Raw genomic sequence first — 14,216 nt, forward strand, 5'->3', positions numbered from 1 at the left:
CACAGAGCGAGCACGGACTGAATCAGCCGAACACGGCGCGAAGAGCCAAGACTCCGATCGCACCAATCACCGCGGCAGCCGGCACCGTAATGACCCAGGCAAGTGCGATGGGCTTCATCAGGTTCCAGTTGGCCGCCTTGTTCACAATGCCGACACCGAGAACAGCACCGATGAGGATGTGCGTCGAGGACACCGGAAGACCGAGAACAGAGGCCAACATGACGACGCCGGCGGCGGCAAGCTCTGCGGCGAAGCCGGAGGCCGGGTGCATTTCGGTCAGTCCCGAGCCTACGGTCTTGATCACGAACCGGCCGATGAACCACAGACCGGAAATCAGGGCGACACCTGCAGTGAGCATGACAGCCGGGTGGACCCCCGCCTCGTCATTGATCTGGTTGGTCTTGAGCACATCGAGGATCGCCGCGAACGGTCCGATGGCATTGGCAATGTCGTTGGATCCGTGGCTGAAGGCGAACGCGGAGGCCGTGAAAACCTGCATCCAGCTGAACAGCAGGAACGTTGAGCGCGACAGATCCCGCTTCTTCAGCGAGCGCGCGAAGATGAAGACCGCCATCCACACGGTCGCTGCGATCATGCCCAGGATGAGGAAGTTGCCGACCGAGCTCAGTTCGAAGTTGAGGTTCTTCAACCCCTTGAACAGCATCATCGAGCCGATGACCACGGCGCCGAAAGCTGCCAGCAGGGGCACCCATGCCTCCAGTGCGCGGTGCGCGTTGATTTCCTTGGCCCGGGTTTCTACGCGGTGCAGGTCGCGGTAGTACTCCGATTCGAATTCTTCCGGATCGTAGTCGTCGCGCTGGTAGACCGAGGCATCGCGCGCCATGGCGTTTGTGTACGAGATCTGCTGCAGTTCGTCGAGACGTTCGAAGGCCTGCTTGTGTTTAGTGCGCAGTTCAGCGCGTTCGCGCTTGAGTTCGCGCAGCTTCACGTCCATTTCCTCGTTGTAGACGAGGATGTGTTTTTTGATCTGCCCGAACAGCACCCAGGCGACGATTCCGCCGAGCAGGGGTGAAAGCACCCACGACATGACGATCTTGCCGATTTCGCCCCACTGCACCATTTCGAGACCGCCGGTGCCGGTCGTGATGCCCAGGGTCAGGGCTGCACCGACAATGCCGCCGACAATTGAGTGGGTTGTCGATACGGGCCAGCCCATGCGGGTTGCCACCAGCAGCCAGATGGCCGCGCCCAGCAGCGCTGACATCATGATGAACACGAAGTCCATGGGCTCAAGGTCGATCGCATTGAGGTCGACGATGCCCGAGCGCACGGTCTCGGTCACTTCCCCACCGGCCAGGACTGCGCCGCTGACTTCAAAGATTGCGGCGATGACGAGCGCCTGCTTCATCGACAGGGTGCCGGCGCCAACGCTCGTGCCGAAGGAGTTGGCAACGTCGTTGCCGCCGATGTTGAAGGCCATGAACAGTCCGAAGAGGACCGTCAGCACTAGGACAACCTTGTTCGCTCCGACGTCGACGTAGCCGAATGACCACACCATGAACACGACGAGTGCGATCGTCATGAGGCCGCCGAAGGAAATGTGCCACCAGCGGTCCGGCCCTAAGAAACCGTGGCCACCGGGCTTCACCGAGATGTTCTGCTGAGGTTTGGTTGTCTGCGACATAGAAAGCCTTTCCGTAGTGGCCTCATAGTGACGCAGACGGTTGACACACAGGATCCAATTGTGTGAATTCTGTGTGACGAATGTACGAAATACGATGGAGAGCAGTCGTGAAAGCCTGCACACCGACTGCTGGCAGCCTCGCGATTCGGCTGAGGAGACACCAATGAATACCAACCACATTGCGGAGGCCGCGCACGCTCTGCGCACCGCTGAGCTGACACGCACATCGATTCCACCGTTGACCGAAACCTATCCAGGGATGACGGTGCACGACGCGTATGCGATTCAGGTTGCGCTCGCGCAGAAGCACTTTGCAGACGGGCGCACCCTCATTGGCCATAAGATTGGGCTCACATCTAAGGCAATGCAGCGGCAGATGGGGGTAGACACCCCCGACTACGGGCACCTGTTCGCAGACATGGTCCAGAATGAGCGCGGCGTATTCCTCGCAAACGATCTCATCAGTCCACGCGTGGAACCAGAGATCGCGTTCGTCCTCAAATCTCCTCTGTGCGGACCGGGCGTCACCGCTGAGGATGTGCTCAGTGCAGTCGACTATTCCGTCGCGTCGCTGGAGGTTGTCGATTCCCGGATCGCTGACTGGCGCATCAAGCTCGAAGACACCATCGCAGACAACGGCTCCTCTGCGAGGATTGTGCTCGGTTCCGTCCGGGTACCCGCCGACAACCTCGACCTGAAAGCCCTGAGTGTTCGCGTCTTTCGCAACGGCGCCGAAGTCGGACAGGGAACGGGTGCGGCAATACTCGGATCGCCGCTGAATGCGGTGGCGTGGTTGGCGAACGCGCTAGGCGAACGAGGCGTCACCTTGGAGGCTGGCCACCTCATATTGCCGGGAGCGATGACCGCGTCGGCGCCCGCAGGCCCCGGTGACGTCATCACCGCAGACTTTGACCACCTCGGGACGGTCAAGGCTGAGTTCCGCTCTTCGGATGAAACCCCCGCTTGATTCACGGTTGACGCGCTGCGACCGGCACTCGGATACACGGATTGAACCGCAACCGATCTTGAGGAGAGCTCGAAAGCCCCAGCGTTGAAAACGCCCGGACCGTGGTTGTGACACCACGCGCCCGGGCTGAAGAAGCGCCCCCAGCAGGACTCGAACCTGCAACCTACGGATTAGAAGGCCGTTGCTCTATCCATTGAGCTATGGAGGCTTCAGCACGCCATTCTAGCGCCCGCCGCGACTTCGACGACCCCGGCTGTGCGGTCGTGCCCACACAGACAGCTGGGGTCGGCATCGGATCACCCCGATGCCGACCCCTGCGGAGGTCACTCAGACAGGATCAGGCCTGCGGCACCTCGACAATGAGAGCGTCACCCTGACCACCGCCGCCACAGAGGGCGGCGACACCCTTGCCTCCGCCTCGGCGCTGAAGTTCCAGGGCGAGGTGGAGGACAATGCGCGCTCCCGAGGCACCGATCGGGTGACCCAGGGACACGGCACCGCCGTTGACGTTCACACGCTCATCATCAATGCCGAGGTCCTTCATGGAAGCCAGCGACACCGCGGCAAAGGCCTCATTGATTTCGTACAGGTCGAACGAGTCCGCTGCCACGCCTTCGCGTTCAGCGGCGGCCTTGATGGCCTGCGAGGGCTGGTGCTGCAGCGTCGAGTCCGGGCCTGCAGTCCAGGCGTGCGACTTGATTTCCGCAAGGATCGGCAGGCCCTGCTCAACCGCCTTGTCCTTGTTCATGACGACAACGGCCGCAGCACCGTCAGAGATCTGCGAGGCGTTGCCGGCGGTGATGGTGCCGTCCTTGCGGAACGCCGGACGCAGACCGGCCATGGATTCAGCGGTCGTGCCGGCGCGGACACCTTCATCGCTGTCGACGACGACTTCGCCCTTGCGGGTCTTGATCGTGACCGGCACGACCTCGTCGGCAAACTTGCCGTCAGCCCAGGCCTTAGCGGCGCGCTGGTGTGACTGCGCGGCGAAAGCGTCCTGTTCTTCGCGTGAGAAGTGCACGCCGTCTTCATCGTTCATCGACTCGGTCAACCCACCCATGGCCTGATCCGTGAAGGCATCCCACAGACCGTCGTAGTCCATGTGGTCGCGCATCTGAATCGTGCCGTACTTAAAGCCGGCGCGCGACTTCTCAAGCATGTGCGGCGCGTTCGTCATCGATTCCTGGCCACCGGCAACGACGACGTCGTACTCGCCGGAGCGAACCAGCATCGCGGCGTGGGTGATGGTGTTGATGCCCGACAGGCACAGCTTGTTGAGCGTGACGGCCGGAACGTTCATGGGGATGCCTGCCTTAGCTGCGGCCTGACGGCCAGCACCCTGTCCGAGACCGGCCTGCAGGACCTGCCCCATGAGGACGTATTCAACGGCGTCCGGAGCGACTCCGGCCTTGTCGAGCGCGCCCTTAATGGCGTGTGCTCCAAGATCGACTGCGGAAAGACTTGCCAGTCCACCGGACATCTTGCCCAGCGGCGTGCGGGCACCGGCGACGATGACGGCTTCTGCCATGAGAACTCCTTTGCTGAGGTTTCAGTGAGTCTCGCCTCACTTTGGGAACAATCCTAGAGCACCGACAGTGACCCACGACACTGCGGCCCGCGGGGGCTCCCTCTTTGAGGAAATGTGAAGCTGACTACGTAGAATTGCCCCTAGTGGCTCAGCACTGAGGCGCGCCTGACGGCTGCATCGCCGGGCACGCAGAGCATTCGGACGAAGGAGAATCGGAACCGTGACACAACCGGAAGAATTCCGCACAGCAATGCGGGGGTACGAAAAGAACGAAGTCGATTCGCGTTTGAGCCAGCTCAAGCAGGAAATCGAATCCCTCCGCAAGGCCCTCTCCGACGCTCGCAGCCAGGTCATCGCGGCTGACCGCGCAAAGCTGCAGATCGCAGGCGAACTCTCCGAAGCCAAGCAGCAGCTGAAAAAGGCAGCTGACGACAACGCAGCACAGGCCGGCCCTCCCGGCAGCCGCATCGACCAGCTGCTGAAGATCGCCGAATCCCAGGCACGCGAAACGCTCGCCCAGGCAACCGCGGATGCCGAAACCATCCGCAACAAAGCCCGCGCAGACGCCGCGTCGTCACGTGCTCGTATGCACACCGAAAGCAACGACACGCTCAACAGCGCCCGCGCAGAAGCAGAGGCTACTGCCAAGGCTGCAGACCTGCGCGCTTCTGAAACGATCGATGCCGCAGAAAAGCGCGCCGCGGAACTCAAGCAGACCGCTGAGCGCGAAGCCCAGCAGATCCGCGACGACTCCGCTGCAGAAAAGTCTGACTCCTACGAAGCGCTCAAGCGCGAACTGAATGAAAAGCGCGCCGCTGCAGAAAAGGAAGCTGCAGACACGATTGCCGCAGCCAAGAAGGAAGCCGACACGCTTCTGGAAAAGGCCAAGGCCGAAGCGAACACGCTGCGCACAGAAGCCGAAAAGCAGTCGGCTGAGGCCAAAAAGGCCGCCGACGCCCAGGCTGCCAGCCTCGCCAAGATCCGCGCCGACCACGAAAAGGCCGAAAACGAGCGCTTTACCAAGGCCCAAGAAGAAAACCAGAAGCTGCAGAAGGCGGCCGCTGACCGGGCAGCCAAGGCCGACGCCGATGCTAAGGAAGCGGCTGAGCGCGCCGAGAAGACCCGCAAGGAAGCTCTCGAAAAGGCCGACAAGATCATCGCTGATGGCAAGGCTCGCGCCCAGGAACTCATCAACGAAGCACGCGAAACCGCCGAGGCAACACTGGAAGAATCCGCTGCAGAAGCCAAGCGCTCGGTGTCCGCGGCACAGTCGCAGGTCGACTTGCTGACCAAGCAGCGCCGCACCATCACCGCCCAGATGGAGCAGCTGCGCTCCATGTTCAGCGCACCCGGACTCTTCGACGACGTTGACCTCGAAGACGACCGTTCCGACCAAATCAAGGCAGCCGCCTACCCCACCGAAAAGATCGGGTCGAAGGAAGAACTCGAGAAGCTCAAAGCAGCCGAAGGCTCGGCACAGAAGAAGAGCGGCACCTCGGGCAAAGACAACAAGACAGACGAACAGGGCGACAAGCCGGCGGCTTCCGGCCAGCAGGCTGCCGGACAAAGCTCGGACGCAAAGACCGCTCAGGCGAAGCCCGCAGGCCCTCAGCCCGACAATAAGAAGAACGGTCAGGTGGGCGGCCCATCCCAGGCCAAGAACCCGAACAGCTGACCAGTCAGCTTAGGAAACCTGCAGCATAGAAAACCGGCGTCGCAGCAGCGGCGCCGGTTTTTGCATCAGCGCGGAACATTCACCGACGGCTGCGGGCGTTGAAACACGAGGTGTGCCAGTGCCGACGCTCCCCCACACCGGTCCCCCAGCCGAACTCATCGCCTGAGCGCCACGCGACGGTGTGCGGTGTGGAGGCGGGGAGATCCTGATTGCAGCCCGGGCAGATGTAGACCTTGCCCGGTGTGCCGCTGCGGATCTGCTGCACAATCCACGTGCCGTCGGATTCCGTGATCGAACGGCGCACAGAGTTCATCGACGACAGGGGTCGATGCGGCTGCTGCCACTTATTGCGGCGGCGGTTCGATGGGGAGCGTGGCATAGACATCATTGTGTCACGTAGAGTGTGCGACGTGCGTTTGGTGATTGCTCAGTGCAGTGTTGACTACGTCGGTCGTCTGACCGCCCACCTGCCCATGGCTAAGCGGCTTGTCATGCTCAAAGCCGACGGATCGGTGCTCGTCCACTCCGACGGCGGCTCTTACAAGCCGCTGAACTGGATGACCGCACCGGCACAGCTTCGAGTAGATGAGCCGTCCGACGAGCAGGCCGAAGCCGGCATCCGGGAAGTCTGGACTGTCGCGGCCGAAAAGACCGAGGACCGGCTCATCATCTCGATTGCCGAAATCCTCGAAGACATCACCCACGAATTCGGCGTCGACCCCGGTCTCATCAAGGACGGCGTCGAAGCACACCTGCAGGAGCTGCTGGCAGACCAGATCGACACGCTCGGCGAGGGCTACACAACCGTGCGCAGGGAGTACATGACGGCCATCGGCCCAGTCGACATCCTCGCCCGCAGCGGTGAGGGCGCCTCGGTCGCCGTCGAAATCAAAAGACGAGGCGGAATCGACGGTGTTGAGCAGCTCACCAGATACCTGGAGCTGCTCAATCGAGACCCGCTTTTGGCACCCGTCACGGGCGTCTTCGCCGCCCAGGAAATCAAACCCCAGGCGCGCACCCTCGCAGAGGACCGCGGAATCCGCTGCGTCATTCTGGACTACGACGCCATGCGCGGAGTAGACGATTCAGAATCCCGCCTGTTCTGAGCACTCGCACACGCCGCGGATGCTTTGTTGCCGGCGGCTTTGAGCCGCGAGTGCTAGGGTCATCGCGGTGGGCACGGCAGAGCGCCGTATCTGCCGACGTCCGTCGACCTAAGCTGGTTACCCTCGCAAGGAGCGAGACGAACAATGAGCAATCTGGAAAAGCGGCCCCGCGTTCATGTGTGCACGGCAGCCGATGCCGCTGAACTGACCGTTGTCGAACCGCGCGATATCCGCAGTGTAGACACGCACGGCGTTCCGCTGCGCCGCGCCCTGCCTCACGACGAGCTGGGCATGATCGGCCCGTGGTGCTACCTCGACCACTTCGGTCCGCAGGGCGTTGACGACGAAACCGGCAAGCTCACCTCGCCCACGCACCCTCATGCGGGTGTGGCGTGCATGCCGATGCTGTTCAGCGGCAGCCTGACAGAGACCTTCTCAACAGGCACCTCTGTCACCGTCGAACCCGGCGAAGCATCTTTGTTCATAGCCGGTCGTGGGGCTTCACACTCCGAGTTCACAACGGAAGACACAGAGATCCTCCACGGGGTGGAACTGTGGTACGCGCTTCCAGACAAGCACCGTTTTGCCCCGGCTTCCACCCAGCATTATCCCGCGGAATGCTTTTACGCCGGCGACTGCAAAGTCACGGTCTATGTGGGATCAGTGGGTGAGGTTCGCTCCCCCATCGACCCTGTCGTGAGCGTCGTCGCAGCACAGCTGGACATCTACGGCACGGCCGAGATTCCGCTGAGCGAGCATTTTGAACACGGCCTGCTCGTTGATTCCGGAGAAGCTCAGCTGACACTCGCAGACGGCACAACAGCCGTCATCGAAGCGGAACAGCTCGCCTTCATCCCCCAGGGCAACAGCACCGTTCGGCTCTCCGCCGATGTCCCCACGCGACTTGTGCTGTTCGGAGGCCAGCCCTTCGACGAGGAAATCGTCATGTGGTGGAACTTCGCTGGGCGCTCACACGAAGAAATCGAGCAGTGGTACGCGCAGTACCGCACCGAAATCGAAGTCGATGAAGAACAGGATGACGAGGAACGTACCGTAGTCTTCGGTCCTCTTCCGGAAAACCCGACCGACACGCTTTCTCTGCCAACACTGCCAGACGAAGACTGAGCTGCGCGAAGACTTCAGCTGAAACTCAGCGCTCAGCTGAAGTCGAGCATCTCCGGGACAGCGTCCCGCTCGACGTGCGCGCCGAGAGCACGCAGCTTCTCGGCGAAGAATTCGTAGCCGCGGTCGATGTGATCGACCCCTGCGACCTCAGTAGTTCCACTGGCAACAAGACCAGCGAGAACCAGACCGGCACCAGCACGGATGTCGGAGGCTTCCACCTCGGCCCCCGTCAACTCAGCCGTACCGGTGATAAGAGCGTGATTGCCGTCAATTGCGATGTTCGCACCGAGGCGGGCAAGTTCATGCACAAACCGCCAGCGGGCCTCAAACAGGTTCTCCGTAACCACGCCAACACCGTCGGCGACCGCGTTCAAGGCAATGGCAAACGGCTGCAGATCAGTGGGGAAACCGGGGAACGGAAGAGTAGAGATGTTCACCGAACGCGGACGCTCAGGTCCGATGACACGCAGACCGCGCTCAGTGTCAGAAATCGAGGCCCCGGCTGCTTCCAGCTTGTCAAGAACATTCGGGAAGAGATCACGCGTGACGCCCACGACCTCGACATCGCCGGCCGTAATCGCCGCAGCGTAGGCCCACGTGCCACCCACAATTCTGTCGGGCACGCAGCTGTGCTCCACAGGGCGCAGACTTTCCACGCCGTCGATGACGAGACGAGCTGTGCCGATGCCGTCGATCTTCGCACCCATGCTCACCAACATCGAACAGATGTCGACAATCTCCGGTTCTTTGGCAGCGTTGTCAATGACGGTGCGCCCATCTGCCAGAACCGCCGCCATCACAAGGTTCTCTGTCGCTCCGACAGAAGGAAAGGCCAAGGAGATATCAGCACCGTGCAGGCCGTCCGGCGCCTCAGCAACAAAATAGCCGTGATCAAGATGAACATCCGCACCCAGAGCCCTGAGACCCGCTGCGTGCAGATCAAGACCGCGCGACCCAATGGCATCCCCACCGGGAAGTGCGACCTTGGCGCTGCGCATACGGCCGATCAGCGGGCCCAAAACAGAAATAGAGGCGCGCATCGCACGCACAAGCTGATAATCAGCCTGAATATCCGTGCGCTCAGGGACGTCAATAGAGACGACGCCAGCCCGGGAATCGTAATCAACATCGCAGCCGAGCCGCTCAAGGAGACGGGCCATGATCGAAACGTCGAGAATCGCAGGAACGTTCGTGATGACAGAACGGCCGGGAGCAAGCAGAGCGGCGGCCATGAGTTTGAGGACACTGTTCTTGGCACCTCGGACTTCTACCGAGCCTTCCAAGCGAACAGGGCCGTGGACGCGGAGGACTTCCATCAATTGAACCTTCCGACGGCAATGTTGTCGCCGGGCGGAGACGATTCGATCCACGCGGACAGGGCAGACAGCGAATCAGCATCGAGAGCGAGCCTGCAGATGCGAGGATCAGGGTTTCCGCTGTTGATAGTCAAGGTGGCGATATAGGCATCCGACATAACCGCGAAGCGCTCATCGCCTTCAGGTTTCGTACGCTCAGCAATCTCCATAGTTGAGCGCGGCAAACGCACCGCGGGGCGCGAAGAAAAACCGAAGATCGGATACCAATCAAGAGTGCTGACGCTGAAAACCGCAACGCCCAAACGCCAACGTGGGCGGTGACTGGAGTCACCGCCCACGCTGTATGAGCAGTCAAAGGCGCCCTTAAGGCGGCCAATGGCCCGACGGCGAACGGAGACTGCTGCAACTGCAATAGCAGCCAATCCCACCAACGAGAGCAGAATAATCAGCAGGACAGATGCATTCACAGTGTCAGTCTACGTTCGCAGGCGTCGGGCTTTGGTCAGACCAGCTTCGCTGTGTCGGCGACGATGTTCACACGGTCGTTTTCAACCGACATGAACCCGCCAGCCGCGTGAGCGGTCACAAGCTGGTCGTTGGAGTCAATGATCCTCACGTCGCCGCCGGCGATCACGGCAAGCACCGGTTCGTGACCGGTCAGGATTCCGATTTCGCCTTCAACGGACTTAGCGACAACGCGCTTCGCCTGGCCGGACCACACTTCGCGGTCAGCGGCGACGACGGTGACATCGAGTGCCATGGATCAGTTCTCCTTCTGGAGCTGCTCGTAGTTGCGCAGCACATCGTCGATCGGGCCGACGTTGAAGAAGGCCTGTTCGGGGATGTGGTCGAAGTCGCCGTCGCAGATGCCCTTGAAGCCTTCGATCGTGTCCTTGATCGGAACGGTCGAGCCTTCAACACCGGTGAACTGCAGAGCGGTGTAGGTGTTCTGCGACAGGAACTGCTCAATACGACGTGCGCGGTGAACCGTGAGCTTGTCTTCTTCGGACAGTTCGTCAACACCGAGGATGGCGATGATGTCCTGCAGTTCCTTGTTCTTCTGGAGGATCTGCTTGACGCGCACGGCGGTGTCGTAGTGGTCCTGACCAACGTACAGCGGGTCGAGGATGCGCGACGACGAGGTCAGCGGGTCAACAGCCGGGTACAGACCGCGCGAAGCGATGTCACGCGACAGTTCCGTGGTGGCGTCGAGGTGTGCGAACGTCGTTGCCGGAGCCGGGTCGGTGTAGTCGTCAGCGGGGACGTAAATGGCCTGCATCGACGTAATCGAGTGACCGCGGGTCGACGTAATGCGCTCCTGGAGGACACCCATTTCGTCAGCCAGGGTCGGCTGGTAGCCCACAGCCGAAGGCATGCGGCCCAGCAGCGTCGAGACTTCCGAACCTGCCTGCGTGAAGCGGAAGATGTTGTCGATGAACAGAAGCACGTCCTGCTTCTGAACGTCGCGGAAGTACTCAGCCATGGTCAGACCGGTCAGGGCGATGCGCAGACGCGTGCCCGGCGGTTCGTCCATCTGGCCGAACACCAGTGCGGTGTTGGGCAGAACTCCCGATTCGTCCATTTCGTGGATGAGGTCGTTGCCCTCACGGGTGCGCTCACCGACACCGGCGAACACAGACACACCACCGTGGTCCTGGGCGACACGGGTGATCATTTCCTGAATCAGAACGGTCTTGCCGACACCAGCACCACCGAACAGACCAATCTTTCCACCCTGCACGTAGGGGGTCAGGAGGTCGATGACCTTGATGCCCGTTTCGAACATCTGAGTCTTCGATTCCAGCTGGTCGAAGTTAGGTGCGGTGCGGTGGATGGGCCAGCGCTCGGTGATCTCGTAGGGTTCGTCGATCATCGAGTCGTTGAGGACGTCACCGGTGACGTTGAAGACCTTGCCCTTGGTGACATCGCCGACGGGCACCGAAATGGGGCCGCCGGTGTCGCGGACTTCCTGGCCGCGGACAAGACCGTCAGTCGGCTGCATCGACACGGCGCGGACGATGCCGTTGCCGAGCTGCAGCTCGACTTCGAACGTCAGTTCGCGGGTGCCCTCAGACAGTTCGACCTCAGTCTTGAGTGCGTTGTAGATTGCGGGAACCGAATCGAGCGGGAACTCGATATCGACAACGGGGCCGATAACTCGAGAGATCCGCCCGACCCCACCCTTGACCTGGGGTGTTTCAGTAACGGTTGCAGTCATGTTCTCTTTCTTTTCTGCTCTCTTAGGGCGTTAGACGCTTCAGTCAGCAGATCCTGCGCCGGCAAGTGCGTCTGCACCGCCGACGATCTCAGAGATCTCCTGGGTAATCTCAGCCTGACGCGCCGAGTTGGCGAGTCGCGTGTACGTCCGGATGAGGTCGTCTGCGTTGTCGGTTGCGGTCTTCATTGCCTGCTGGCGTGCAGCCTGCTCAGATGCTGCCGCGTTGAGCAGCGCAGCGAGGATGCGCGATTCGATGTACTTCGGCAGCAGTGCGTTGAGCACAGTTTCTGCGTCAGGTTCGAATTCGTACAGCGGCAGAGGACCGTCCGCGGTGGTCGGTGCCGGATGATCTTCATCGGCTTCAACGACCTCAAGCGGAAGCAGACGACGGTGTTCGGGCTCCTGAGTAACGGAGTTCACGAACCGTGTGTAGACGAAGTAGATTTCGTCGACACCGTCGTTGCCGAAGTCACGGTCGAAGGCTTCCAGAAGCGTGTTGCCGATCTTCTGGGCGTCTTCGACAGTCGGGTTCTCAGAGAATCCCGTCCAGGCGCCGGCCAGCTGACGCTCGCGGAACGTGTAGTACGTTTCGGGCTTGCGTCCGACCACGTAGAGCTGCTGTTCAACGTTCTTTTCGTCGAGAAGCTGAACGAGCTCTTCTGCTCGCCGGATGACATTCGATGAATATGCTCCGGCGAATCCGCGGTCGGGGCCGATGACGACAACTGCCGCGCGGCGCACGTCTTCCGGTTCCGTGGTCAGAACGTGGTCGACATTCGACTGCGTTGCGACTGCGGATACGGCGCGCGTGATCGCGTTGGCGTAGGGCGTTGCGTCCTTGACCCTGCGGATGGCCTTCTGAATACGGGAAGCCGCGATGAGCTCCATCGCCTTGAAGATCTTCCTCAAGGACGATGTCGAGTTGATCTTCGCTTTGAAGACCCTCTGTGAAGCTCCCATCAGTACTTCCTTTCCCTATACCCGATCAGCGCTGCTTGACGATCTGCTCCTGAACGACTTCTTCTTCGTTCGTGGCGTCGAAGTCTTCAGTGCCGATCGCCGAGCCCCCGTCCGAAGACTGGAACTCGCGCTTGAATTCGGTGATCGCGGTTTCAAGCTCGCCCAGGAGGTCCTTGCCGAGCTTGTCGTTGAGGTTCGCGATCGTGGTCAGAATCTCGGTCTTGCGCTCGAGGTAGTCGTGGAATTCACGTTCGAAGCGCAGGACGTCCTCGACGGGGATGTCATCGAGGTGGCCTTCGGAGCCTGCCCAGATGGACACGGTCTGCTTTTCGGAAGGCATCGGGTCGTACTGACCCTGCTTGAGCAGTTCCATCAGGCGAGCACCGCGGTCCAGCTGACGCTTGGTTGCGGCGTCAAGGTCGGACGCGAACATCGCGAACGCCTCGAGCGAGCGGTACTGAGCCAGCGAGATCTTCAGGGTTCCCGAAACACCGCGCAGAGGCTTGCGCTGAGCCGAACCGCCGACGCGCGACACAGAAACACCGACGTCGACGGCCGGGCGCTGGTTGGCGTTGAAGAGGTCCGACTGCAGGAAGATCTGACCGTCGGTAATCGAAATGACGTTGGTCGGAATGAACGCGCCGACGTCGTTTGCCTTGGTTTCGATGATCGGCAGACCGGTCATCGAGCCGCCGCCGAGCTCGTCCGAGAGCTTGGCGCAGCGTTCAAGGAGGCGCGAGTGCAGGTAGAAGACGTCACCGGGGTATGCCTCACGGCCCGGCGGACGGCGCAGCAGAAGCGAAATCGCACGGTATGCCTCGGCCTGCTTGGAGAGGTCGTCAAAGACGATGAGGACGTGCTTGCCCTGGTACATCCAGTGCTGGCCAATAGCCGAACCCGCGTAGGGAGCAAGGTACTTGAAGCCTGCCGGGTCCGATGCTGGCGAAGCCACGATGGTCGTGTACTCGAGAGCACCGTTTTCTTCCAGCGAGCGGCGGACCGACGCAATTGTCGAGCCCTTCTGACCACAGGCCACGTAAATGCAGCGAACCTGCTTGCTCGGGTCCCCGGATTCCCAGTTGGCCTTCTGGTTGATGATGGTGTCGATCGCAAGAGCGGTCTTGCCGGTCTTGCGGTCACCGATGATCAGCTGACGCTGGCCGCGGCCGACGGGCACCATGGCGTCGATGGCCTTGAGGCCGGTCTCCATGGGCTCCTTGACTTCCTTGCGGTCCATAACGCCGGCAGCCTGAAGCTCGAGTTCACGGCGACCTTCGGCTTCGATGTCGCCGAGACCGTCGACTGGGTTGCCGAGCGGGTCGACAACGCGGCCGAGGAACTTGTCTCCGACGGGCACCGAAAGAACCTCGCCCGTGCGGTAGACCTTCTGCTCTTCGGCGATGTTGGCGAATTCGCCGAGAACGACCACGCCGATTTCGCGTTCGTCGAGGTTCTGGGCCAGGCCGAGCGTGCCGTCTTCGAAGCGCAGCAGTTCGTTGGCCATAACTCCGGGCAGTCCGGACACGTTGGCGATGCCGTCGCCAGCGGTCACAACGGTGCCCACTTCCGTCTTGTCAGCCGAGGTGGGCTTGTAGTTCTCTACAAACTTCCCCAGCGCGTCCCGGATCTCCTCCGGGCGAATTGTCAGATCCGCCATCGCGGTTTCCCTGCTTCCT

The 14,216-nt window shown here is 61.3% G+C and carries 13 protein-coding genes and 1 tRNA gene; 4 read left to right on the forward strand and 10 right to left on the reverse strand.

Annotated features, from left to right (window positions below):
- Positions 1–22: 22 nt before the first annotated feature.
- Positions 23–1,645, reverse strand: coding sequence for an inorganic phosphate transporter (locus tag HMPREF3172_RS08115; RefSeq protein ID WP_083272076.1), 1,623 nt, complete (start codon positions 1,643–1,645; stop codon positions 23–25).
- A gap of 163 nt (positions 1,646–1,808) precedes the next feature.
- Here HMPREF3172_RS08115 and HMPREF3172_RS08120 point away from each other — a divergent pair, with 163 nt between their 5' ends.
- The gene (locus tag HMPREF3172_RS08120; RefSeq protein WP_070516690.1) at positions 1,809–2,612 is read left to right on the forward strand and encodes a 2-keto-4-pentenoate hydratase; all 804 of its coding nucleotides are present in this window, start codon (positions 1,809–1,811) and stop codon (positions 2,610–2,612) included.
- A 135-nt stretch (positions 2,613–2,747) separates the two neighbouring features.
- Here HMPREF3172_RS08120 and HMPREF3172_RS08125 read toward each other — a convergent pair.
- A tRNA-Arg gene (locus tag HMPREF3172_RS08125) sits at positions 2,748–2,820 on the reverse strand.
- 129 nt (positions 2,821–2,949) lie between these two features.
- Positions 2,950–4,140, reverse strand: a complete 1,191-nt coding sequence (locus tag HMPREF3172_RS08130) for an acetyl-CoA C-acetyltransferase (protein WP_061942543.1) — start codon at positions 4,138–4,140, stop codon at positions 2,950–2,952.
- A 220-nt stretch (positions 4,141–4,360) separates the two neighbouring features.
- On the opposite strand from HMPREF3172_RS08130, the gene HMPREF3172_RS08135 reads away from it, so the two are divergent.
- The gene (locus HMPREF3172_RS08135) at positions 4,361–5,815 is read left to right on the forward strand and encodes a coiled-coil domain-containing protein (RefSeq protein WP_062021699.1); all 1,455 of its coding nucleotides are present in this window, start codon (positions 4,361–4,363) and stop codon (positions 5,813–5,815) included.
- Between the two features lie 79 nt (positions 5,816–5,894).
- On the opposite strand, the gene HMPREF3172_RS08140 is transcribed toward HMPREF3172_RS08135, so the two are convergent.
- Entirely contained in the window at positions 5,895–6,194 is a 300-nt protein-coding gene (locus HMPREF3172_RS08140; RefSeq protein WP_061512418.1) for a hypothetical protein, read from the reverse strand.
- Positions 6,195–6,225: 31 nt separating this feature from the next.
- Between HMPREF3172_RS08140 and nucS the strand changes: the two genes are divergently transcribed.
- Together nucS and HMPREF3172_RS08150 are read left to right on the forward strand one after the other, a co-directional pair.
- A complete protein-coding gene (gene nucS / locus HMPREF3172_RS08145) occupies positions 6,226–6,921 on the forward strand; it encodes an endonuclease NucS (RefSeq protein ID WP_070516692.1) in 696 nt (231 codons plus the stop codon).
- Between the two features lie 144 nt (positions 6,922–7,065).
- Entirely contained in the window at positions 7,066–8,046 is a 981-nt protein-coding gene (locus tag HMPREF3172_RS08150) for a pirin family protein (protein ID WP_070516694.1), read from the forward strand.
- A gap of 32 nt (positions 8,047–8,078) precedes the next feature.
- Here HMPREF3172_RS08150 and murA read toward each other — a convergent pair whose 3' ends face one another.
- Genes murA through atpA form a run of 6 tightly spaced genes read right to left on the reverse strand, consistent with a single transcriptional unit; the run spans position 8,079 to position 14,197 of the window.
- Positions 8,079–9,362 (reverse strand): UDP-N-acetylglucosamine 1-carboxyvinyltransferase, encoded by a 1,284-nt coding sequence (gene murA, locus HMPREF3172_RS08155; RefSeq protein ID WP_070516696.1) that lies wholly within the window; start codon positions 9,360–9,362, stop codon positions 8,079–8,081.
- The gene (locus tag HMPREF3172_RS08160; protein ID WP_061942533.1) at positions 9,362–9,829 is read right to left on the reverse strand and encodes a DUF2550 domain-containing protein; all 468 of its coding nucleotides are present in this window, start codon (positions 9,827–9,829) and stop codon (positions 9,362–9,364) included. The genes murA and HMPREF3172_RS08160 overlap by 1 nt, the downstream gene beginning before the upstream one ends.
- 35 nt (positions 9,830–9,864) lie before the next feature.
- The gene (locus tag HMPREF3172_RS08165; protein WP_019175430.1) at positions 9,865–10,122 is read right to left on the reverse strand and encodes a F0F1 ATP synthase subunit epsilon; all 258 of its coding nucleotides are present in this window, start codon (positions 10,120–10,122) and stop codon (positions 9,865–9,867) included.
- Positions 10,123–10,125: 3 nt separating this feature from the next.
- Complete coding sequence (atpD, locus tag HMPREF3172_RS08170; protein ID WP_061942531.1) at positions 10,126–11,580, reverse strand: F0F1 ATP synthase subunit beta; 1,455 nt, start codon at positions 11,578–11,580, stop codon at positions 10,126–10,128.
- Between the two features lie 39 nt (positions 11,581–11,619).
- Complete coding sequence (locus HMPREF3172_RS08175; RefSeq protein WP_062021714.1) at positions 11,620–12,540, reverse strand: F0F1 ATP synthase subunit gamma; 921 nt, start codon at positions 12,538–12,540, stop codon at positions 11,620–11,622.
- A gap of 25 nt (positions 12,541–12,565) precedes the next feature.
- Entirely contained in the window at positions 12,566–14,197 is a 1,632-nt protein-coding gene (atpA, locus tag HMPREF3172_RS08180; protein ID WP_070516699.1) for a F0F1 ATP synthase subunit alpha, read from the reverse strand.
- Between the last annotated feature and the right edge of the window lie 19 nt (positions 14,198–14,216).

This window comes from Brevibacterium sp. HMSC08F02 (assembly GCF_001807555.1).
Classification (GTDB): Bacteria; Actinomycetota; Actinomycetes; order Actinomycetales; family Brevibacteriaceae; genus Brevibacterium; species Brevibacterium ravenspurgense.